Genomic DNA, 21,106 nt, shown 5'->3' on the forward strand with positions numbered 1-21,106 from the left:
TCACGGGTGTGCAGGGCCAGTTGGGGACCACAGCAGCCTGCCGGCTGACCGGGCGCTCACGCGCCACCCACTACCGTCACATCAACCCCAAGCCGAAGCCCGCACCGTCCCCAAGACCTACGCCCGCCTCGGCCCTCTCGCCGGCCGAACGGGCAGAGATCCTGGCGCTGTTGAACCGGCCGGAGTACGTAGACCTGCCGCCCGCGCAGGTCTGGGCGCGTGAGCTGGACGCGGGGAACTACTGGTGCTCGGAGCGGACGATGTACCGGATCCTGTCCGCCGCCGGGCAGAACGGCGAACGCCGCCGCCAGGCCACCCACCCGCCCAGGACGATCCCCGAGCTGACGGCGACCGGCCCCTCGCAGGTCTTCACCTGGGACATCACGAAGCTGCCCGGCCCGGACAAGGGCATCTGGTACCACGCCTACGTGATCATCGACATCTTCAGCCGCTACATCGTCGGCCACACCGTCGAGCGGGCCGAAACGGCTGAGCGGGCGGAGGAGTTGATCCGCGAGACGATCGAGCGCAACGGCATCGTGCCAGAGACCGTGCACGCAGACCGCGGCACCTCGATGACCAGCAAGAAGGTGTCCCAACTGCTGATCGACCTCGGCATCACCAGGAGCCACTCGCGCCCCAGGGTCAGCAACGACAACCCATACTCGGAAAGCCAGTTCAGGACCACGAAGTACACCGCCGACTACCCAGAACGGTTCGATTCGCTGGCCCATGCCCGGGAGTGGATGGACGCCTTCATCACCTACTACAACCACGACCACAGACACTCCGGGATCGGCCTGCACACCCCCGCCTCCGTCCACTTCGGCACTGCAGAGGAGGTCCGCGACCAGCGGGCCACCGCTCTCGCCGAGGCATACGAACGCCACCCCGAACGCTTCGCCCGCCGACCAAGACCACCCGAGATACCCGGCCAGGTCTGGATCAACGACCCGGCGAAACGAAGGCAACCCGAACCACAAGGTTCATAGCACCGCGAACGTCTCATTTGACTTGACAACTACCGAGCGGGCGTCGCCCGGGAATGACCGGCAACGCTTGGCCTACGAAGTACAGGAACTTAGTGAAGAAGGAGGGGCCCAAGCCGCTGACGGTGCCACGGAGCCGGGCGTAGGCAGGGACCGCGCCATGCTCGCGCAAGCTGTTGACCGCTGTCGCGAGTTCCTGGTCCAGGTTCGAGCATCTCAGGATCTGGCTCAGCACGTAGGGCCCGCTGCCGCGAGGAGTTCCGCTCTTACCCATGCCCCAGACGAACGTGGCTACCAATGCTTCCGTCCACGCCTCACGGTTCAGTGCGTCGCTGACCATCCTGGTGACCTCTGCTCGGCTGACGCGTGAGTCAGTGCTGTCAGAAGTGGGTACAAGGCCGCCCGGCCATGGAGTGATGGAGGCCCAGCGAGATGGCGTGTAGATGACCGCATGTGCTCCGGGCCCATCCCGGTAGGTCTCCGAGTGCTGAGCCCACCATTCAACCAATGCAGTCACGGCTTCGCTGGGCATCAGGCGCGTGGCCATCTCCATGTCCAGCGCGTCCGCCCTACTCTGTCGATCCATGTCCCCCCGCTGAATCGCTATGCAGCCTGAGCCTTGGATGAGCCCCTCACCACCAACCCCGGCTGAGGGGCCTATGGAAGTGTCACCGGCATGCCACGGCGCGATGCCGCCCTATGCCAGCGTATGGCACCTCTGTACGCCAGAACCTCAGGTCCATAGACACAGGTCAACGCGGCTCATCAGCAACCTGATGCTGGCACAGCGATGACACCACTTCACTAGCACCGTGGTAACACTTCACAGCTCTGGAATTGGCTCCGGGGCAGGACATGCCTGTGCGGGGTCTGCGGGCGCAGGTCATTGCTGCGACTGGTTCGGGTAAGACGTTCATCGGGGTGCTGACCGCGCGGAAGTTGCGGGCGGGGCGGGTCCTGGTGTTGGTGCCGACCTTGGATCTGCTGGTGCAGATGGCAGCTGCGTGGCGGGCCGGCGGCCGTGCAGGGGTGTTCTACGGGATCTGCTCGTTGCGGGCGGATGAGGCGCCGTTCGCGTGCACCACGGACGTGGAGGAGTTGGTGGCGTGGACGCGGGGGTTGGAGACCGTCACGGTGTTCGCCACATATGCCTCGGTCGGCATGGGCACCCTGCAGCGAGCCCACGCAGCCGGTTTGGCCCCGTGGTCGCTGGTCATCGTGGACGAGGCGCACCGCACCAGTGGTCGGGCTGGGAAGCCGGGGGCGGCGGTGCATGACAATGAGCGGATCCCTGCGGATCGACGGTTGTATATGACGGCGACTCCGCGGGTGTGGGAGGCGCCGGATGCCGGGGGTGGGGGTGGTTCGGGGCCGGTGCTGGTCGCTTCGATGGAAGACGATCCGGACGGGGTGTTCGGGTCGGTGGCGTACAAGCTGACGCTGTCGCAGGCGCGGGATCGGGGGTTGGTCGCGGCGTATCAGGTCGTGTGCGTGGACGTTGCCGACCCGCAGTTGCAGGCGGCCGCGCTGCTCGGGCTGGAGTCCCGCTCCGACAACGTGCGGGGGTCTCGTCTTGCGGCGTTGCAGACAGCTGCGGTGAAGACCGCCGCTGTGCGGGGTCTGCGCAGGATGCTGACGTTTCACTACCGGACCAGTGAGGCGGAGGCGATGGCGGCCGGGGTGCCGGCCGTCGCCCGGCGGCTGTGGGAGGACGACCCGGCCACGTATGCGGAGCCGGACCGGGTGTGGGCGGACTGGCTGTGCGGGGAGCACTCTCCCACTCACCGTCGCGAGACCCTGGCAACGTTCGCTGACTCGGTCGGCGAAGGGGTCGATGGGGGCCTGGTGCCGATGCGGCTGCGCATGCTGAGCTCCGTTCGCGTCCTCGGCGAGGGCGTCGACTCGCCGGGATGCGACAGTGTGTTCTTCGGCGATGTACGCGGATCTGCCGTCGACATCCTTCAGATCGTCGGCCGCGCCCTACGCATGCGGCCCGGTGATGGCAAGGTCGCCAGCCTGGTCGTGCCGGTCTTCCTCGCCCCCGGCGAGGACCCCGACGCCATGCTCACCTCCAAGGGCTACAACAGCCTGGCCAAGGTGCTGGCCGCGCTGCGCTCACACGACACCGAGACCATCGAGCAGCTCGCGGAACAGCAAGCCCCCAGCCGCGCCGCCAAGCCGTCGGCCGCTGAGACCGCCGTAAGTGGCCGGGCAAGTGGGGAGGGTGGGCCGTCGGGTCCGGCACAGGGACTCTTGTCCTTCTCCACGCCGCGTGATCCGGCGATTCTGGCGCAGTTCATGAACCTGCGTGTGCTCCGACCAGAGAACACGTACTGGCGCGCCGGAATCCAAGCCGCCACCCGCTACGCGAAAGAACACGGGGATCTGCGCGTGCCGTATGCGTTCACCACACCAGGCCACTGGGACCCCGCAGGCTTTCCTCTGGGGACGTGGATCGCGGATCAGCGCAGGTTTTTCCATGCGGGCCAGATGAATCCGAAGCGGGCCGCCGAATTGGACGATCTGGGCATGGTGTGGTCGCACTGGGACGTCGCCTTCCAGGAAGGACTGTCAGCGGCGGCAGAGTGGGCAGCCGAACACGGGCACCTGCTGCCGCCCGCCACGGCCGTCTGGAACGGCTACCCCGTGGGCGTCTGGACGAAGAACCAGCGGACCGCCGGACGGCTCGCGGATACCATCGTGCAGCGGCGCGAGGCCGGGCTGCCCGTCGGCTCCACCACCGGCGCGCTGTCTGAGGAACGCCGGGACGCGCTCGAGGCCATCGACCCATCCTGGTGCCCGACCTGGCCCGTCGCCTGGCAACGCAACTATCGGCTGTGCCGGAAGCTGATCGAGGATAGCCAGCCACTCCCCACCATGCCGGGACAGGTGAGCGTGCAGGGCGAGGACCTAGGCGCGTGGGTCCAGGCGCAGCGCTTGGGCTGGGAGCAGCTGCTGCCAGCACAGGCCTGGATGCTGGAAAACATGCTCCACCTCACCCCGGCAGAGCCCGACGAGAAGCCCCCGGCACGCCGTACTCAGGCCGACAAATGGGCGATCAACCTTCGCGCCGCCCAGCAGTACCACGCCCGGGAGGACAGCCTGCAGGTCCCGCGTAAGCACGTGGAACAGCTCACCGAGCCCGATGGGGCCGTGACCGAGGTCAAGCTCGGCCAGTTCCTCGACAACACCCGCCGCCGCGCCGACAAGCTCACCGAGGAACGACGCGCCGAACTCGACGCCCTCGGCATGCGCTGGTGACAGCAGTGAACCGCGCCCGGGGGCCGCGGGTTAGCGGCCCGGGAGGCGATGCCGGTGCACGTCGTACAGGAGCCCGTAGTACGGCGAGGCCTCGTCCGGGGCGGCCAGGGCCTCAAGCAGGTCGTCGCCGCGCGGGTCATCACGCAGGGCGAGCCGAGCGGCGGCCTCGACGCGGACACCCTCGTCCGCGTCGGTGAGACGTGCGGCCAGTACGTCAAAGGCGGCCGCCGCGTGTGGCGGCGCTGCGCCGAGGACGGTGCACGCCACCCGGCGGACCGCCGCCTCGGCGTCGGCGGTGCACTCTACGACGGCGGCGAGCGCATCCGGGTCCCCTGCCGTGACAACGCGGTACAGCCCGCCGACCGCCCACTGACGGACCCTGGCATCGGGATGCCTGGTCAGAGCAGGCAGCCGCTGCTCGGCCCGCGGATCGCGGGCTTCGGCAAGCCCAGCGGTGAGCGCCCGAACCACCCGCGGGTCCGGCTCCTCCTCCACCCACGGCAGAAACAGACTGGTCAACGGCCCGTCGTATGGGTCTTCGCCGCTGTCGTCGAAGAGGTGGGTCAGGCGCAGCACTTCCGCACCGAAGTACCGCTCCAGCGGGTCCGTCCGGGTGCGCAAAGACGCGGCTGCTTCCCAGATGGCGGGGTCGTGGCGGTGCTGCAGTTCGTGTGTCGTCGCCCACCACACGCCGTGCTCGACGTCCGGCTCGGTGGTGGCGCGGGCGAGCAGTTCACCGAAGGGAGCGGTGATGCCGTACCGCGGTTCCAGCGCGGTGAGGATCGCGCTGTGTCCGGTGCGGACGGTCAGGGCACCCGTGGACAGTTCTTCCCAGGTCGTCCCCTCGCCGGACGCGACGGTCCTGCAGGCGGCCGGCGCCGGTTGGCCTGTCCTGCGGCGCAGCACCTCCGTGGCGCCCGTCTCGTGCCAGTACCAGGCCAGCGCCAGGGCGTCACGGCCATCGGGGTCGGTGTGCCACATCGCAGCGCCCTGAGTGATCAGCATCTCCACGATGTCGTAAGCACCCCGGTCGACGGCCCGCAGTAGCGCGGTCCGGCCGTCCGGAGCGACACGATCCAGCCGCGCCAAGATCACCAGGGCTTCGACGACCTCCACGGCGACGGTATCCACCGCCAGGCAGAGGATCGGGGTGCCGTGCTCGTCGGTGACCTCGGGGTCTGCACCCGCGTCCAGCAGCGCGTGAACCGCTTCGGCGTCCCGGCTGCGCACCGCCGCCAGCAATGGCTCCACGCCCATGCCCCCGTCCGTTCCCCCGCAGCCGCCCCTCACGCTCGGAGCTCCGGTGAGCGTAGTCGACGAGCTGACAGGCCGGACCTGGCTCCCCGTGCCCGCGGCCGGCCTGGGCATCGATGCGGACAAGAAGATCGCAACGCCATATCGGCGTCGACGCCTCGGCAATCCTCCCGACCGTGCTGGTCACCGCCGCCAGTGTCTCCGGCAACGCCGGCCTCATCCGAGGTGCTCTCCAACATCGCCGCCGGCCACCCGGCGTTACGAAGGCGTGGGCCGACACCGGCTACCGAACCAGGGCCATCGACCACGGCGCCGACATCGACGGCGAGGTCACCCGTCACGACCCGCCCAGAAGGGCTCCACAGTTCCGCGACGCCGGGTCGTTGAGCGGACCTTCGGCCGGCTCATGCACCACCGCCGCCTGGCCCGACTACGAGACTCACCCCCACCGCTGCGAAGCCGTGATCAAGGCGGCCATGGTCAACCTCATGAGCCGACGGCTCACCCGCGAATCCACGTCGAACTGGGTGGGGCTCCTGGGCACCACGTCAGGAGGCACAGCCCTGGGCAGGGCACTGCCAGTCGGCCGAGTCGATCACGGTTCCCTCCGCGTCGCCGAGGTGGAAGCAGTGGCCGTTAACCCACACCGTGACCGACCCCGCCTGGTGGTCCACCTGGAATGGTTCGTCCGCGCGCAAGGTCCCGGACCATGAGCCATCTGCCGCAGGCGAGTGGGTGACCACGACCCACGTCCCCCTCGGGGGAATTCGGTGTGTGTCCGCCCAGGGCTCCACGGTCAGCTCCAGCGCGGCTTCACCGCCATTGCTGAGCAGCAGCCGTGCTGTTCTCGCAGTAGCCATTCCCTGCGCCCTCCCCGCTTCTACGCACAATCCCGCATGCAACCGCAAACCCTAGACCCGAGTCACACGCGCGATCACCGCTCCAGTGGCTTCGTCACCTGAGGTATCAAACAGCCGGGAAAAAGCACTTTTCAGGTCTCGGGCCAGTCCTGGCTGGCTGTCGCCTCGCTTGCGATGCGGCGCCACTGATCCTCCCCGCCGGGCAGGGGCCAGGCCCAGGTCGGCTGTTCCGCGGTGTCCAGGTCGTGGAGGAGGCGGACGAGCTGCGGGCCGGCGGTGGCGGCGCCGTCCGGGACGGCGGGACCGTGGATGGCGCGGAGTCCGGCGAAGCGTGCGAGTTCGTTCTCGTAGAACTGCACGGCCTCGTTGATGCGCGCGGCGCGGTCATCGCCCGGCGCCGTGCGGTGCAACTGGAGCAGCGGTGGCTCGACGGACTCGGCTATCGCCGCGGCGAGCCGCGCGTGACCGTCCAAGATCAGATGGCAGTCCAGGCCACTGACCCACCACAACAGGACGGGCGGGAGCGTCCCTTCACGGGCCTGCTTGCGGTACGCCTTGACCCGGCTGTCGTCGGCATCAGGCATCGGCCGCAGGGGAAGGATCTCCCACGAATGGTTATGGAAGAACCAGTCGATGTATCCGTTCGGATGGCCCTCGACGAGCATGGAGCTCCAGTACTCGGCATGCGAAGCGTCGGCGTGGCGCCAGCGCCGAAGCGGGCTTTCGCACGAGAGCAGCCATCGGCCCTCGTGCAACGGGCTGTCCGGCGAATCGATCAGGTGCTGGGCGAAGCGGTGAGCCCACCGGTCCGGGCTGCCCGCCAGGGCGCGCCCCGCGTCCGCGCGCAGCGGCGGGATGAAGGAGTGGTACTCGTCAGTGCGCCAGAAGTCCACGCCCTGGAGGTGTTCGTCGACAACGGCGAGCAACACGGGCCGCGACAGCTGGGAGAGCAGCAGCCGCTGCCCGGCACCGAACACGCACAGTCCCGGCCGGTGGCGGTCCTGTACGTCCAGGGACAGGCCCACCCACGTCCCGTCGTCCCGCGTGACATCGCTGCGTACCACGCCCACCGCTCCCCCACCGTTCCCCAGCAGCCGCCCCTCACCGCCGGAAGGAGCACGGTTGAGCGTAGTCGACCAAGGCGACCCGGCATTCGCGCCCGAGCCCCAGCAGGTGGATCCCGGTCGGCCAGGGCCTGGCGTAGTGGCTCCGGCCACAGCGGTAGGAGGCCGGGCGCAAACGGCACGTGAGCTGCAGGCGCTGGGCGTGATGAGTCATTTCAGGTTTTCGTCGCGGATCATTCTGCGGAGGCTGGTACGGGTGGCGGCCAGGTCTTCCTCCAGAGCCGAGATGCGTGCCTCAGAAGCCGTTGCTCTACCGGTCATGGTGAGCACGGGTTCGAGTGCGGCTTCCCGGTCGGGTGATCTTCCGGCTTGCCGGGCATGAAGGCAGGGCCTCCTGCACAGCTCGTGGGTGTCGAAGTCCATGAGCAACAGGAGGCCCTGGTGCCGCAGTCTTCCGTGCTGCTGCATGCCGAGTCCAACTCGGTTCCCCTGTCGTGTGATTGTCTCGCGCACGTGTACGGCAACGCGGCCGATCGTCCGCACCGTGTCCGGCGTTACCCGTCGGACCTGACGGACGCCGAATGGGCGGTGGTGCGGGACCTGCTGCCGGTGCCGGGCTGGCTGGAAGGCAGGGGCGGACAGCCGGAGGGCTATTGCCATCGGCAGATGATCGACGCGATCCGCTACCTGGTCGCCGGCGGCATCACCTGGCGGGCGATGCCCGCGGACTTCCCCGCCTGGGACCGCGTCTACGCGTTCTGGCGGCGCTGGCGCGACAACGGCCTGATCGGTGAACTCCACGACCGTCTCCGCGACCGTCTCCGCAGTGCCGAAGGACGGGATCCGGAGCCGACCGCAGGCGTCATCGACGCCCAGTCGGTCAAAGGGGCAGCCTCGGTGCCGGCCGCCACGCGTGGCTTCGACGCGGGGAAAAAGATCAACGGACGCAAGCGGCACATCGTGGTCGACACCCTCGGGCTGCTGCTGGCCGTCACCGTCACCGCGGCGTCGGTCACCGACCGCGAGGCCGGGCAGACACTGCTGGCCCGCCTGCGGCAGCGGCACTGGCGGATCACGCGAGTGTGGGCCGACGGCGGCTACACCGGACAGCTCGTCGACCTCGCCCGCAGCATCCTGCGGATCGCCCTGACCGTCGTCAAACGCAGCGACGACACCAGCGGATTCACCGTGCTGCCCAAAAGGTGGCTGGTGGAACGCACGTTCGCATGGCTGATGCGCACCCGCCGCCTGACCCGCGACTACGAGACTCGCACCGACAGTTCGGAGGCGATGATCCACTGGTCGATGAGCATGGTCATGAGCCGCCGCCTCGCGAAACGGGGACACTGAACATCCCCGGCCGCGCTTCGGTGAGCCAGCCCCGCGTGACCAGGCGCTTAGCCTTCGACCGCACCCCCTCGACCTTCGCCGGCACCGACTGGAGACCGAGTGCCACCGCGAGCTGCCGGCAGTCCATCGCCTCTCCGTCCCGGCCGGCCAGGATGTCCATGATCCGGCGGTAGTCCGGCGCCAGCACCGCGGCTTCCAGGCCTGCCAGCCACACCGGCACCATCGAACCGCGCACCGCACCCGCCACCGTCACTGGCCGGTCTTCGGTCACCGCCACCGGTGCCGGCCGGCGATCCCCTGGTTCCGCCAGGACCTGCCCGACCGTCTCACGGGCGATCACGAACCGCTCCCACGCGGCCTCCGCCTCCCGCAACTCGGCCTGCAAAACCTCCACCCGCTGCCGAGCAGCACGCTCCCGCTCCTCCAACAGCCCCATCACCGACGGCATCCCAAACCCCCACCGAAGAGACGACACGACACGCCATCCCTGCCGCCGAACCGCCGATACTATGCCTGACCAGCGGAAACGCAGCCATCACCTACGGAAAGACAACAGCTTCTCAGCCGCGGTCCTCGCTGCTGAGGCCTGTTGGAGCTGGCTGGTGAGGTGCACGTTTTGACGCGCCAGTTCCTCGGCCTTGGCCGCCAGGTCGGGGGTGTGGAGAGCGTCGAGCTGCCGGCCCAGCTGGTGGCGTAGGGCGTCGTGGAGCCGGTCGCGTTCCGTGCGGAGCTCCTTGATCTCTTCGCGGGCGAGTTCGAGTTCCGCACGCAGGCTGATGAAAGTGGGCGGGTTTCCTAGCTGGGCCGGGATGGTGGTGAGGCGGGCTTGGCGGAGCTGGGCGGCTTCGATGTGCTCGCGCACGCCGGGGGCGTAGGTGAGCCAGGCGGAGACGCGGGCGGTTCGGGCGACGGCGGCGAAGGTGACCGGCTGTCCTTCCTTTTCGAGAGCGGTGATGGCGGTCAGGACGCGGGTGCGTTTGTCGAGGCTGTCGCGACGTCTGGCTTCGGCGAGGGGAGCGGGGTTGCCGCGGGGCGCGAGCAGCTGGAGGAGATCGACGCGTCCTGGTGCCCGAGCTGGCCGGTGACCTGGCAGCGCTGCTTCCACCTCGTGCGGATGCACCTGGACGCCGGTGAGGCGCTGCCCACCGAGACGGGCGACGTCGTGCGCCAGGGCGAGGACCTCGGGCGGTGGGCGCAGTCGGTGCGGCTCGGCTGGGACCAGCTCACGGCCGTGCAGCAGTGGATGTGCGAGCAGGTCCTCGGGATCGAGCCCGCCAGCGAGGACGAGAAGCCGCCGCCGCGCCGTACGCAGGCCGACAAGTGGGCGATGAACTACGAGGCCGCCAAGCAGTTCTACGAGCGTGAGGGGCACCTTCAGGTCCCCAGGAAGTGGGTCGAGCGGATCGTCGGCGGCGAGGGCCAGGAGGAGCGAGAGCACAAGCTGGGGGCCTGGATCGGGAATCAACGCAGCAGAGCCGCGACGCTGACCCCAGAACGGATGGAGCTGCTGTCCGCGATCGGGATGCGCTGGACGTGATGATCGTCGTCGTCGCCGCGGTCGTCGCATGGCTGGCTATCTGCTCGGACGGCGGCGCCCCGTGGCAGCGGACGGTCCCAGGTTCTTCGCCGAGCCAGACCACGACGCATGGTTACGCGCTCGTGCTGGAGTGTGATACCGGTAGAGATCTTCAAAGCCCTGCCGTCGCAACGGAGCGGGGGGCGTGCTCTCAACAGGGCCGGGGCGGGGGCGTCAATGGACGATGCGGCGGGTGTGGGCTTTGGGCCCGAGGGCATCGGAGCGCCACCTGAAGCAGACGGCTCAGCGCACGCGCTCTTCGAACTGGCTCCGGAGGAAGACAGCGGCTCGGACACACTGGGCCGATACCGGTATCAGGCCGAGGTAGCCGCACGGGACTGTCTGGCCATGCTCACGCAGGAGGCCATCGACTTCGTCGTCTGCGAGTGGCATGAGGACTTCGTCGTGGCGCGGACCGACGGGTCAGTAGAACTGGTCTCCGTCAAGCATCGCGAAGGGACCCAAGGGCCGTGGACGCTCACCGAACTGTGCAAGAGCGGCGGCCTGACCCATCTCTTCGACCGGTGGTGCGCGTGTGAGTGTGCGGACAATGTCCATCTCAGACTGGCGACGAACGCGGCTCTGAAGCCGGGCAAGGGCAATGCTGGCGTGCTGGCTCGGATGTGCGGCCCGGAGCCAGAACTTACGACTGGCTTGACCGCCATGGCGGAGGCAGTCGCACGCCAGATGCTCAAAGTCCGCTGGAAGCAGCCCTACCCCAACGTGCCGAAGACTCCCGAGTGCAGGATCGCGGACATTCGGATACCCGCTGGCTTCGTCGACAAGGTTGTTCGTTTTCTCGCGGTCCTGGAGATCTCCTGCAAGCCACCCCAGCGCGAGAACATCACTGACGTCAATATCCAGCGGCTTCTGGTGCCTGCGGTCAAGCAACTGCAGCTGGCCCATGTTGACCTTGAGGCCACCTATCGGGGCATTGTGGAGCGGATCGAGCGCGCCAACCGCGACGAGAGCGACCGCACCCAGCTCGCCGTGTACATCGCCGACCCGGGGCGTGTCCGCCACAGCACTCAGATGCAGCAGCGCGTTGGCAGGCGCAGAATCACCCGCGAAATCCTCCGTCAGGAGATCGCGTACACGACGGTGCAGCTGCCCACGTTCCCCCGCGGCAAGGCGCCCGTTGTGGCACCGGGAGGCACCAAGCTCCACCGCAAACTACGCCGGGGTCTGGTGCCCTCCGACGAAGCGGCCTTCGCCGAGAGGCTCCGGTCCGCGTGGTACACGACCTGGTCCGAGCGGCGCTCCGGCCTGGCGGGGGACGAAACGGACCTGCTGAACCTGTCCACGGACATCCTGGAGATTGTCTTCGAGTGCCGGCGCCATGCCCGTGCGCAGGTACCCGAGGGCAGCGAGTTCGGCAACAAAATGAACGACCTGCTGGCTGAGCGGCTGAGGGTCGACACTCTGCCCTCGCTACCGCCCTTTCAGCTCAACAACCAGCACCTGCGAGGGCTGGCCTACCAATTGTGCGACGACTGTCTCTTCTTCTTCTCCGAGACGTTTAACGCGGACGAGGAAGCCTCATGACCCACAGCGCCGATTTCGAGACAGCAGCAGCGCGCATGCGGACCAAGCGCAGGCAAGCCGAGCAGCGCGAGGTCCACTACCACGAGGCGCGTATCCTTTTGCTCATCGCGCAGTTCACCACGCCCAAGAACGGGCTCGCAGGTCTGACGAAACTCGCCAAACTCGACTTTCTGCTGCGCTATCCGGTGATGCTGGAACGTCTCCTGCCCGCTGGCGAGGCGTCATGGCCGGCAGGAACGGCCCCCACACCGCCTGAGCGCCACGCGGTCGAGAGCCGCATGACCCGCTACAAGTATGGGCCCTGGGACCATCGCTACTACAGCATCCTCGGCTCGCTCGCCGCCCGCGGCCTGATCACCTACGGCGACAGCGCTCGAGCCGAATTCCGTGCCACACCGCAGGGCGCAGCCGCTGCGGCCAGTCTTGCCGCAACACCGGAGTGGGCTGTGGTCGACAACCGGATCAGGTTGCTCAAGCGGCAATTCAACAAGTCAGGATCTTCCTTGAAGAATCTCATCTACGACCGCTTGCCCGACGCCGTCGACCGGCCATGGCGGACGGAGATCTGACATGGCCGTCAACCTGCGCGTCATCTCCCTGACCGTCACGACCGCCACGGCGGAACAGACCTACCGCTTCAACCGGCCTGCCACTGTCATCACGGGCCCCATCGGCACTGGCAAGTCCAGCCTGCTGATGCTCTTCAAACATGCCCTTGGTGGCAGCGCCATGCTCACTCCGGCGGTCCGCGAGAACGTGCTGTCCGTCCAAGCCGAGGTCGTGGCCGGCGGTGAACATGTGGTCCTCAGGCCGGTAGTTGTCAAGTCAAATGAGACGTTCGCGGTGCTATGAACCTTGTGGTTCGGGTTGCCTTCGTTTCGCCGGGTCGTTGATCCAGACCTGGCCGGGTATCTCGGGTGGTCTTGGTCGGCGGGCGAAGCGTTCGGGGTGGCGTTCGTATGCCTCGGCGAGAGCGGTGGCCCGCTGGTCGCGGACCTCCTCTGCAGTGCCGAAGTGGACGGAGGCGGGGGTGTGCAGGCCGATCCCGGAGTGTCTGTGGTCGTGGTTGTAGTAGGTGATGAAGGCGTCCATCCACTCCCGGGCATGGGCCAGCGAATCGAACCGTTCTGGGTAGTCGGCGGTGTACTTCGTGGTCCTGAACTGGCTTTCCGAGTATGGGTTGTCGTTGCTGACCCTGGGGCGCGAGTGGCTCCTGGTGATGCCGAGGTCGATCAGCAGTTGGGACACCTTCTTGCTGGTCATCGAGGTGCCGCGGTCTGCGTGCACGGTCTCTGGCACGATGCCGTTGCGCTCGATCGTCTCGCGGATCAACTCCTCCGCCCGCTCAGCCGTTTCGGCCCGCTCGACGGTGTGGCCGACGATGTAGCGGCTGAAGATGTCGATGATCACGTAGGCGTGGTACCAGATGCCCTTGTCCGGGCCGGGCAGCTTCGTGATGTCCCAGGTGAAGACCTGCGAGGGGCCGGTCGCCGTCAGCTCGGGGATCGTCCTGGGCGGGTGGGTGGCCTGGCGGCGGCGTTCGCCGTTCTGCCCGGCGGCGGACAGGATCCGGTACATCGTCCGCTCCGAGCACCAGTAGTTCCCCGCGTCCAGCTCACGCGCCCAGACCTGCGCGGGCGGCAGGTCTACGTACTCCGGCCGGTTCAACAGCGCCAGGATCTCTGCCCGTTCGGCCGGCGAGAGGGCCGAGGCGGGCGTAGGTCTTGGGGACGGTGCGGGCTTCGGCTTGGGGTTGATGTGACGGTAGTGGGTGGCGCGTGAGCGCCCGGTCAGCCGGCAGGCTGCTGTGGTCCCCAACTGGCCCTGCACACCCGTGAACGCTTCGTCGATCAGGGGCGCGGCGGCGTGCTTCAGTCCGCGCTCTCGGAGAGCAGTTCCAAGAGCGCGTTGGCTTTTCCCATGACTTCCAGGGCCGCGTCCCGGCGGGCCAGGTCCTTCTCCAGTCGTGCGACCTTCTTGCGCAGCCGTTCCAGCTCGGCCTGCTCGGCCGCCTTCTTCGGCCGCACCGCCGAGGTCCGCCGGTCGGCCAGGGCATCCAGGGCGCCGGCCTCGCGGGCCTGGCGCCACTCGATGATGTGCGAGTGGTACAGCCGCTCACGGCGCAGGATCGCGCCTTTCTCCCCGGCCGGGGCGGCGTCGTACTCGGCAACGATCCGCAGCTTGTACTCCGCGGAAAACGTCCGCCGCTTCGGCTTCGGCGCCGGATCGTCACCGGCGGGTATCGGGGTCGTGCTGGCCATGCTGAAGGGATCTCCTGTCTCGCCCATCCAGACTAACCCGATAAACCGGGTGTCTCAGCCGAGGCTGTCAGAGAGGGGGCGGGCCATCGAGGGAGACGCCGCCGATACCGTGGATCTCCTAGATCCCCACTCCCTGACGCTGGAGCGATCCCTGCCTCTGCGGGCCGGCGACGGCCTCACGACGCTCTCCGACCATCTGCTGGACGCTCTCGGCTTCCCGCGGGAACAGATTGCTGCACGGAGGGAGGGAGCAGCCAGGCCGCAGAACCTCACCTTCAACGACCTGTACGCCTACGTCTACCTCCAGGCCCGCGAGATCGACCGTCAGGTCGTCGGCCACCTGGACAGTTGGTTTGAGACCAAGCGCAGAGAGCTCTTCCGCCTGATGTTCGGGCTCACCGACAGCGCACTCATGGAACTCAAGCGCATCACGAGCCAGCTCTTGGACAAACTGAAGGCCAGAACCGCCGAGCACGACAACGTCAGCGCCTTCCTGGCGGCCTCCGACCCCCGCAGCGACGACGAACTGCGGGCCGAACTCATGCAACTGCGCGACACCCTGGAGCGGGCCGAATCCGGCTTGGCCAGTCTCCGCACCGAACTCGAAGAAGAGACCGCCGCTGACACCGCGCTGCGGCACGAGCTCCAGAACGCTATCCGCGCCGCAAGGCAGGCCGACGAGGAAGTTTCGGCGGCTGCCGACCTCGTGGAGGCGCGGCACGCCGTCGTCGCCCAGGTGCACCTCGACCTCTCCCGTCTCGCGCGTTCAGCCACAGCCATCGACCAGCTCTCCCCCTTCGAATTCGTCGTCTGCCCGCGGTGCATGCAGTCCCTTGGGACCCGGGCCGTCGAGGATGGCCACTGCCTCGTCTGCCTGCAACCCGACCCCGCCGATGCCGACGTCGATCCAGCAGCGGTCGAAGAGACCCGCACGGCCCTTCAACAGCAGCTCGAAGACGCACAACGCATCCAGCAGTCCGACGAGGCGCACTTGCAGACCGTCCAGGAGCACTCGCAGCAACTCAGCTTTGTCGTCGCCAGCCTGCGCCGACAGCTCGACGCCCAAACCCGTGATGCGGTCGCCCCCCGCTTCGACGCCATTGCCGAGGCCAGCTCCCGCGTCGCCTCGCTCAAGGCCACCATCGATGCCATCACCCAGCTGCGCGAGTCCTGGGCACGGGTGCGTACCATCGACGCGGACATCCGCTCGATCAAGGCCGAACGCAGCCGGGTCAACAAGGCTATCAAGGCAAAATCCGAGCAGCTCAAGGCCAGCCAGACACTGGTCGGCGACCTCAGCACTGAGTTCGGCCAACTCCTCACCGGCTGGAATCTGCCCTGGGTTGACACGGCCGTCATCGACCGCGACACCTATCTGCCCGTCGTCAACGGACAGCCCTTTGAGAGCCTGCAGGCATCCGGCGGCGGCATCGCCACCTCAGTCAACCTCGCCTACAGCCTCACCCTCCTCGCCTTCGGACTCGACCACCCCGACGTTCTCGTACCGTCGCTGCTCGTGATCGATTCACCACGCAAAGCCTTCGGGAATAACGAGTCCGACCGGCAACGGGCGGCCGAGATCTACAGCCGCTTCAGAACTCTGGCCGACGCGTACGGCGAACGCCTGCAACTGATCATCGCCGATAACGACCCCCCACCTATCACCAGCGACTCCTTCGGCAAAGTGGAGTTCGACTACGACAACCCCATGGTGCCCGGCGTCGACCACCCCGGCCCCGACCACTCGGGCCGCCTCGAAAACGAATCGGACGGCTAATCCCAGGTACTGTCCGGCGGCGAACGTCCGGCCGGTCCACGGGTGCCCGTCGTGCGCGCAACACTGGGCCACACCCTTCGCAGGCCGGATGCCGCGCCAGCCTCGGTGTCCCGCCCCCGCTTCTACAGCCCATCGGAACAATTGACGGAAGGTCTCCGACTCCCTTACTGGCATTCGATCAGCTGGAGCACTTCGACAGCGCAGGGCCCGGACCAGGCGTCCGGGCCTTCGTCATGCCCCGGAATCTTTCCTCCCGGCCGCTGCTGTCCGGGTTGGGGTCCCGGCTTATGGCCCTACGGGGTGAAGGAAGCGTGCCCGCTAGGACGAGACGCAAGCACTCGAGTCCTGTCACTGTCCCGCCCGACCTGTCGAACTCACGTCGGAGGCAGTACCAATGACCAGCCGCCAGACAGCCGGGGGAACACCCGCGCCGACCACCGCTACGCTGAACACGCCACCCTGGGCCAAGGCCGAGACCCCACGGGGGCGCGTTCACCCGCATCCGCCGTGGACAGCAGCACCCCCACGGGTACGGGCTGGACCTGTGGGGCTGCGCGCCGACCACCGCCCCGCCTCGGCCCGTGTCCAGCTGCGCACCCTGGCCGAGCAGGCAGCGGCCGCGCGCCGCAGCGGTGCCGGCGGTGCTGCGAAGGGTTCAGACGGCGTGCCCGCGCCCGGCCAGGGTGGGCGGCGTGCGCAGGGCAGGGGTCTGCACTGACAACCGCACAGGGCGGGGTCATCACCTGGACTCCAGGTCAACGCCGCCCCGTACAGGTGCCGTTGACCGGTTCCTGACGCACGCGCGGCACCGACAGGGTTGACTGGAGCGCATGATCGGCACGCACAGCCCGCCAGCATCCGGCGGCCCCTGCTTACCCTCACCTCCATCGCGGACTGCAGAAGCGGAGGCCGGAGCGAAGGACGGTCCTCGGGCATCTGGTCCGGCAGGCGAAGGATGCGAAAAGACGCCGCTGGCCGCAGTCCGCGAGCCGGTTCGCACATCCGGCCACCCCAGCGGGCTGCCTGACGCGACACCGGGAGATGCAGAGGCAGACGGGGAGTTATCGGTTGGAATCGGCGAAGTGGAGGTTCGGTTCGTCGATTGCGCGGGAGACGAGCAGCGGATGCCGTGGCCGGACGCCGCACGTGGTGTCTGCTTGGAGGAGTGCGGCCCGGTACGGCGGTTTCCGGTGCGGCACGGCAAGCGGATGGCGCCGGGTTGGTGGTGGTCGGCGACCGACGGCCGACTGGTGCATTACGCATCCGGTGTCATGCGGACCCAGGTGATGCTGCTGGACCATGATCCTCTCGTGGTGGCCATTGCGTGCCGCCCAGTGGAACTCGCCTGGCGTGAGCGTGAGGGGGCCTGGGTGCGGCACGCACCGCATCTGATGGCCCGGCTCGCCAATGGGAAGGGTCTGTTGGCGGACTGTGCCGGGCACGGGGACATCTCGCCGCGCCTGGCCCGTCGAGCGGCGGTGGTGGAGGCCGCGGCCGCGCAGGTGGGGTGGCAGTACCAGGTCCTGCGACCTCCGGATCGGGTTTTCGCAACCAATCTGCGCTGGCTGGCGGGGTACCGGCACCCCCGCTACAAGGGCGGTGAACTGGCGGGGCGCGCGGCCGAGATCTTCCGGCAGCCGCGGCCGCTGATCGAGGGGGTACGAGAAGTCGGCGACCCGGTCCAGGTCTTCCCGGTGGTCTTCCATGCGCTGTGGCACGGCGACTTGTCGGCTCCCCTCGACCTGCCGCTGCACGAGCGAGTGACCGTGACGGCGGTCCCCCAGGAGAGGGGCAGGGATGAACGGCACCGTGCTGGAGCCCGGAGTGCAAGTGCGCTTCGCGCAGCGGACGTGGACGGTCGTCATGCTGGAAGGGTCGTGCGTAAAGCTGATCGACGCGGACAACTCCGTGGCCACAGTCCTGGCAAACTTCCTCTTCGCCGACCCCGACTTCGAAGTGGTAGGCGCCCCGCGGCGCGAAGTCCCGCCGTTCGGCCTCCTGGAGGAGCTGCCGGAACCGGTGCGGACGCGTGCGTACGCCTGGGAGCGGCACGTGCGTGAGGTCGAGACCGGATACCCCGTCCCGGGACAGGACCAGATACCGCGGGCCGAGTTCGATCCGGCCCTGCGCACCATGGCGGAGCGGGAGGAGGCCAAGGCCGCCGAACTGACGGCGGCCGGGCAGCCGGCCAGTGCGGTGACGGTGCGGCGGATGCGGGCCCGCTACCGGGAGCAGGGCCTGTGGGGGCTGGTGGACGGTCGGGCCGCCCGGCGGCGGTCGCCGGTGGGGCGCGCTGACGAGCGGGTGATAGCGGCGATCGAGCAGGCACTTGAGGCGCAGCGGGAGCGGTCGACCGGGACGCTGAGCCGGCTGCGGCGCACCGTCGGCTGGATTCTGGAGGACGTCCACGGTGTGGGGGTGGTGAAGGTGCCGCCGGCCTCGACGTTCAACCGGCTGGTGCACGCTCTCGCGGACCGTCAGGGGCTGCTGGGGACGGCGGCGCAGCGGCGCCGTCATTCTTCACGGCCGGCTCCGCCGTTCACCCCGACAGTGGCGCTGCGGCCCGGTGAGCTGGTGATGCTGGACAGCACTCCTTTGGACGTGATGGTGGTGCTGGCCGACGGGGTGGTGGGTAAGGCCGAGTTGACGATCGCGCTGGACGTGGCGACGCGCAGTATCTGTGCGACCGTCCTGCGGCTGGCGGGCACCGGGTCGGTGGACGCGGCGGTTCTGCTGGCGCAGATGGTGACGCCCATGCGGATGCGCCCGGGGTGGGAAGAGGCTCTGGCGATGTCGCGCTCGGTCATCCCCTACGAGCGGCTGGTGTCGCTGGACGCACGGGTGGAGGGGGCGGCAGCCCGCCCGGTGATCGTGCCGGAGACGGTGGTCGTCGACCAGGGCCGGGTGTTCATCTCCGCCTCGTTCACCGCGGCGTGCCAGAGCCTGGGGGTGTCGGTGCAGCCGGCGCCGCCGGCCAACGGCCCGGCCAAGGGGAACGTCGAGAGGACGTTCCTCACCATCGGTCACCGCTTCTCCCAGTACGTTGCCGGCTACACCGGCTCCGACGTCACCCAGCGCGGAAGCAATGTCGAGGACGAGGCGTGCTGGACGCTTCCCCAGGTGCAGGACCTGCTGGACGAGTGGCTGGTCACGGACTGGCAGCACCGCCGGCACGCATCGCTGCGCCATCCGCTGGCCCCCAAGCTCGCGGTGTCGCCGAACGAGATGTGGGCCGCGCTGGTCGGCGTAACCGGCTATGTCCCGGTGTTGCTCAGCGAAGACGACTACGTGGAGCTCATTCCGATCAAGCGGCTGGGCATCAACGACTACGGCATCCGCTTCGACTACCGCACCTACGACCACGAGGTCCTCAACCCGCACCGCGGGTTCAAGTCGACGGCCGGGGACGGGATGTGGGAGATCCACCACAACCCTTATGACCCCCAGCAGATCTGGGTTCGGCTGCCTGGCGGCTGGCAGGAGGTGCCGTGGATCCACAAGGAGCGTGTCAGCCTGCCCTTCACCGACTTCACCTGGCGGTACATCCGTGCGACCGTCGAGCGCCGCGCCGACCGTGACGAGCACGAGCAGCAGCTCGCCCAGGCCCTGGACCGCCTTCTGCGGCGGGCCGGCAACGGTGAAGGCACCCGCCGCGAGCGGACCGTCGCCGCGCGGGCCAGCGCCGCGGCATCCCTCGCCGGGCCCGCCCCGCATCAGCAGGAGCCGCCCGATCTGCTCACGGCCCCGACCCTGTCCTACGGCCTGGTCGGTGCTTTCACCCCGACGAGCCTCGATGAGAAACATGGAGAGGAAGGCGAGGCCGCGGGCGAGGAGTTCGAGGACGGCTGGGACGAGGACGACGAACCTTTCGGCTCACCAGAGGATGCCGTGGGCACTCCCAGCGGGCACGGACAGCCGCCGGGGCTGGCCGCCGTCCCCCGCCCGTCCCGGATCTACGACGCCTTTCAGGAGGCAGCCCAGTGGTAGCAGTCGCCGATGCCGGTCCCGTCGCGGACGAGGAGCAGCAGATGGCGGCGTATGCGCCGCCGACCACACGGGAGGGCTGGCAGCAGTTCGTCGGCACTCCCCCGCTGCAGCCCCCGCCGGACGCCGACGAGGACTGGTCGCTTGAGGAACGCCTGGACTACCACTCCCGGTTCGTCGTCCTGACCACCCCGGCGATGGAGCGCATCTCGCTGTCGGTGCGGCGGCTGATGCTGCTCAACCGCCGCCAGCAGGGCACCGCGCGCCGCGGGCTGATCGTGTCCGGGCCGCCCACCACCGGCAAGACCACCACCCTGCTGGAGATGGGCCGCGCTTTCGAGCTCGCCGAGCAGCGCCGCCACCCCGGCCGCACCGACCGGTTGCCCGTGGTGTTCCTGGCGGTGCCGCCCGCCTCCACGCCCAAGATGCTGGTCTCGGAGTTCGCCCGGTTCCTCGGCATCCCCATCGCGGTCCGGATGAATCAGGCGCAGATCACCGATGCTGTCTGCCACCTGCTGTGCCAGCTGGGCACCGCGCTGGTCCTCGTCGACGATGTCCATCTGCTCGACACCCGCACTCGCGCCGGCGCCGAGACCTCCGACCAGATGAAGCACCTCGGCGAGAGGATCCCGGCGACGTTCGTCTATGCCGGCGTCGACGTTGAGGCATCCCCCCTGCTCAACGGGCCGCGCGGCGCTCAGCTCGCCGGCCGCTTCACCCTGGTCCGCAACACCGCCCTGTCCTGCGGCACCAGTGAGCAGCGCGCCGTCTGGCTGGACCTGGTCACCGACATGGAAAACGCCCTGCGCCTGCGCCACCACACCCCGGGCAGCCTGGCCCGGCACGCCGACTACCTCCATCAGCGCACCGGCGGAGTCATGGGAAGCCTGTCCCACCTCATCCGTGAAGCGGCCCTGACCGCGCTTCTCGACGGCAGCGAGAAGATCACCAAACGGCTCCTGGCCGGCATCCAGCTCGACATCCGCGCAGAACAGCAGTCCCGCCCGCCCCGCAGACGCACCCCGCGCACCCGCAGCGCCGTGTCCTGAGGGCGGCGCAGGTGAAGGGGAGGGAGGCGGCGTGGTGGTGGAGGCGAGGGTGAAAAAGACCGTGCAGATGCTGGGGGCGCATACGGCCGGGGATGAGCGCACGTGGCCGCCGACGCGGGACCGGTCCCGGTGCTCG

Annotated in this window: 17 protein-coding genes and 2 pseudogenes; 12 read left to right on the forward strand and 7 right to left on the reverse strand. The window is 68.5% G+C overall.

Features of this window, described 5'->3' with window-relative positions; genetic code table 11:
- Positions 1-8 precede the first annotated feature (8 nt).
- A complete protein-coding gene (locus OHN19_RS43485) occupies positions 9-992 on the forward strand; it encodes an IS3 family transposase (RefSeq protein WP_419249715.1) in 984 nt (327 codons plus the stop codon).
- 13 nt (positions 993-1,005) lie between these two features.
- Here the strand turns inward: OHN19_RS43485 and OHN19_RS44090 are convergent, their stop codons facing one another.
- A complete protein-coding gene (locus OHN19_RS44090) occupies positions 1,006-1,575 on the reverse strand; it encodes a hypothetical protein (protein ID WP_419249716.1) in 570 nt (189 codons plus the stop codon).
- Between the two features lie 251 nt (positions 1,576-1,826).
- Between OHN19_RS44090 and OHN19_RS43490 the strand changes: the two genes are divergently transcribed.
- On the forward strand, positions 1,827-4,250 hold the full coding sequence (locus OHN19_RS43490; RefSeq protein WP_419196404.1) for a Helicase associated domain protein: 2,424 nt from the start codon (positions 1,827-1,829) through the stop codon (positions 4,248-4,250).
- A 30-nt stretch (positions 4,251-4,280) separates the two neighbouring features.
- On the opposite strand, the gene OHN19_RS43495 is transcribed toward OHN19_RS43490, so the two are convergent.
- Positions 4,281-5,507, reverse strand: coding sequence for an ankyrin repeat domain-containing protein (locus OHN19_RS43495; RefSeq protein WP_329182820.1), 1,227 nt, complete (start codon positions 5,505-5,507; stop codon positions 4,281-4,283).
- An 82-nt stretch (positions 5,508-5,589) separates the two neighbouring features.
- Between OHN19_RS43495 and OHN19_RS43500 the strand changes: the two are divergent.
- Positions 5,590-6,031, forward strand: a pseudogene (locus tag OHN19_RS43500) (IS5/IS1182 family transposase); the annotation flags it as partial.
- 464 nt (positions 6,032-6,495) lie between these two features.
- On the opposite strand, the gene OHN19_RS43505 reads toward OHN19_RS43500, so the two are convergent.
- Entirely contained in the window at positions 6,496-7,428 is a 933-nt protein-coding gene (locus tag OHN19_RS43505) for a hypothetical protein (protein WP_329182821.1), read from the reverse strand.
- A gap of 513 nt (positions 7,429-7,941) precedes the next feature.
- Between OHN19_RS43505 and OHN19_RS43510 the strand changes: the two genes are divergently transcribed.
- Positions 7,942-8,778, forward strand: coding sequence for an IS5 family transposase (locus OHN19_RS43510; RefSeq protein ID WP_329190872.1), 837 nt, complete (start codon positions 7,942-7,944; stop codon positions 8,776-8,778).
- Here the strand turns inward: OHN19_RS43510 and OHN19_RS43515 are convergent.
- Together OHN19_RS43515 and OHN19_RS43520 are read right to left on the reverse strand one after the other, a co-directional pair.
- Positions 8,744-9,226: a hypothetical protein gene (locus tag OHN19_RS43515; RefSeq protein ID WP_330294172.1), complete on the reverse strand. Its 483-nt coding sequence runs from the start codon at positions 9,224-9,226 to the stop codon at positions 8,744-8,746. The two genes, OHN19_RS43510 and OHN19_RS43515, sit on opposite strands and share 35 nt — an antisense overlap.
- Before the next feature lie 87 nt (positions 9,227-9,313).
- On the reverse strand, positions 9,314-9,883 hold the full coding sequence (locus tag OHN19_RS43520) for a DUF6262 family protein (RefSeq protein ID WP_330294180.1): 570 nt from the start codon (positions 9,881-9,883) through the stop codon (positions 9,314-9,316).
- Here OHN19_RS43520 and OHN19_RS43525 point away from each other — a divergent pair.
- The 4 genes from OHN19_RS43525 (at position 9,860) to OHN19_RS43540 (ending at position 12,751) form a co-directional block, all read left to right on the forward strand.
- On the forward strand, positions 9,860-10,315 hold the full coding sequence (locus OHN19_RS43525; protein WP_419249717.1) for a helicase associated domain-containing protein: 456 nt from the start codon (positions 9,860-9,862) through the stop codon (positions 10,313-10,315). The two genes, OHN19_RS43520 and OHN19_RS43525, sit on opposite strands and share 24 nt — an antisense overlap.
- A gap of 216 nt (positions 10,316-10,531) precedes the next feature.
- Positions 10,532-11,899 carry a dsDNA nuclease domain-containing protein gene (locus OHN19_RS43530; RefSeq protein ID WP_330294173.1) on the forward strand — a complete coding sequence of 456 codons (1,368 nt, stop codon included), beginning with the start codon at positions 10,532-10,534 and terminating at the stop codon, positions 11,897-11,899.
- Complete coding sequence (locus OHN19_RS43535; protein WP_330294174.1) at positions 11,896-12,468, forward strand: hypothetical protein; 573 nt, start codon at positions 11,896-11,898, stop codon at positions 12,466-12,468. The genes OHN19_RS43530 and OHN19_RS43535 overlap by 4 nt, the downstream gene beginning before the upstream one ends.
- A 1-nt stretch (position 12,469) precedes the next feature.
- Entirely contained in the window at positions 12,470-12,751 is a 282-nt protein-coding gene (locus OHN19_RS43540) for an ATP-binding protein (RefSeq protein ID WP_330294175.1), read from the forward strand.
- On the opposite strand, the gene OHN19_RS43545 is transcribed toward OHN19_RS43540, so the two are convergent.
- Positions 12,746-13,729, reverse strand: a complete 984-nt coding sequence (locus tag OHN19_RS43545; protein WP_419249715.1) for an IS3 family transposase — start codon at positions 13,727-13,729, stop codon at positions 12,746-12,748. The two genes, OHN19_RS43540 and OHN19_RS43545, sit on opposite strands and share 6 nt — an antisense overlap.
- A gap of 41 nt (positions 13,730-13,770) precedes the next feature.
- The gene (locus OHN19_RS44095) at positions 13,771-14,160 is read right to left on the reverse strand and encodes a transposase (RefSeq protein WP_419249714.1); all 390 of its coding nucleotides are present in this window, start codon (positions 14,158-14,160) and stop codon (positions 13,771-13,773) included.
- A gap of 109 nt (positions 14,161-14,269) precedes the next feature.
- Between OHN19_RS44095 and OHN19_RS43550 the strand changes: the two genes are divergently transcribed.
- From OHN19_RS43550 to OHN19_RS43565, 4 genes and pseudogenes are all read left to right on the forward strand, one after another.
- Positions 14,270-15,937, forward strand: coding sequence for a hypothetical protein (locus OHN19_RS43550; RefSeq protein ID WP_330294176.1), 1,668 nt, complete (start codon positions 14,270-14,272; stop codon positions 15,935-15,937).
- Positions 15,938-17,061: 1,124 nt separating this feature from the next.
- Positions 17,062-17,694 (forward strand): annotated as a pseudogene (locus OHN19_RS43555) (TnsA-like heteromeric transposase endonuclease subunit); the annotation flags it as partial.
- Between the two features lie 40 nt (positions 17,695-17,734).
- Positions 17,735-19,924, forward strand: coding sequence for a transposase (locus tag OHN19_RS43560; protein WP_330294177.1), 2,190 nt, complete (start codon positions 17,735-17,737; stop codon positions 19,922-19,924).
- Between the two features lie 41 nt (positions 19,925-19,965).
- Positions 19,966-20,970 carry a TniB family NTP-binding protein gene (locus tag OHN19_RS43565; protein WP_330294181.1) on the forward strand — a complete coding sequence of 335 codons (1,005 nt, stop codon included), beginning with the start codon at positions 19,966-19,968 and terminating at the stop codon, positions 20,968-20,970.
- Positions 20,971-21,106 lie beyond the last annotated feature (136 nt).

This window comes from Streptomyces griseorubiginosus (genome assembly GCF_036345115.1).
Lineage (GTDB): Bacteria > Actinomycetota > Actinomycetes > Streptomycetales > Streptomycetaceae > Streptomyces > Streptomyces griseorubiginosus_C.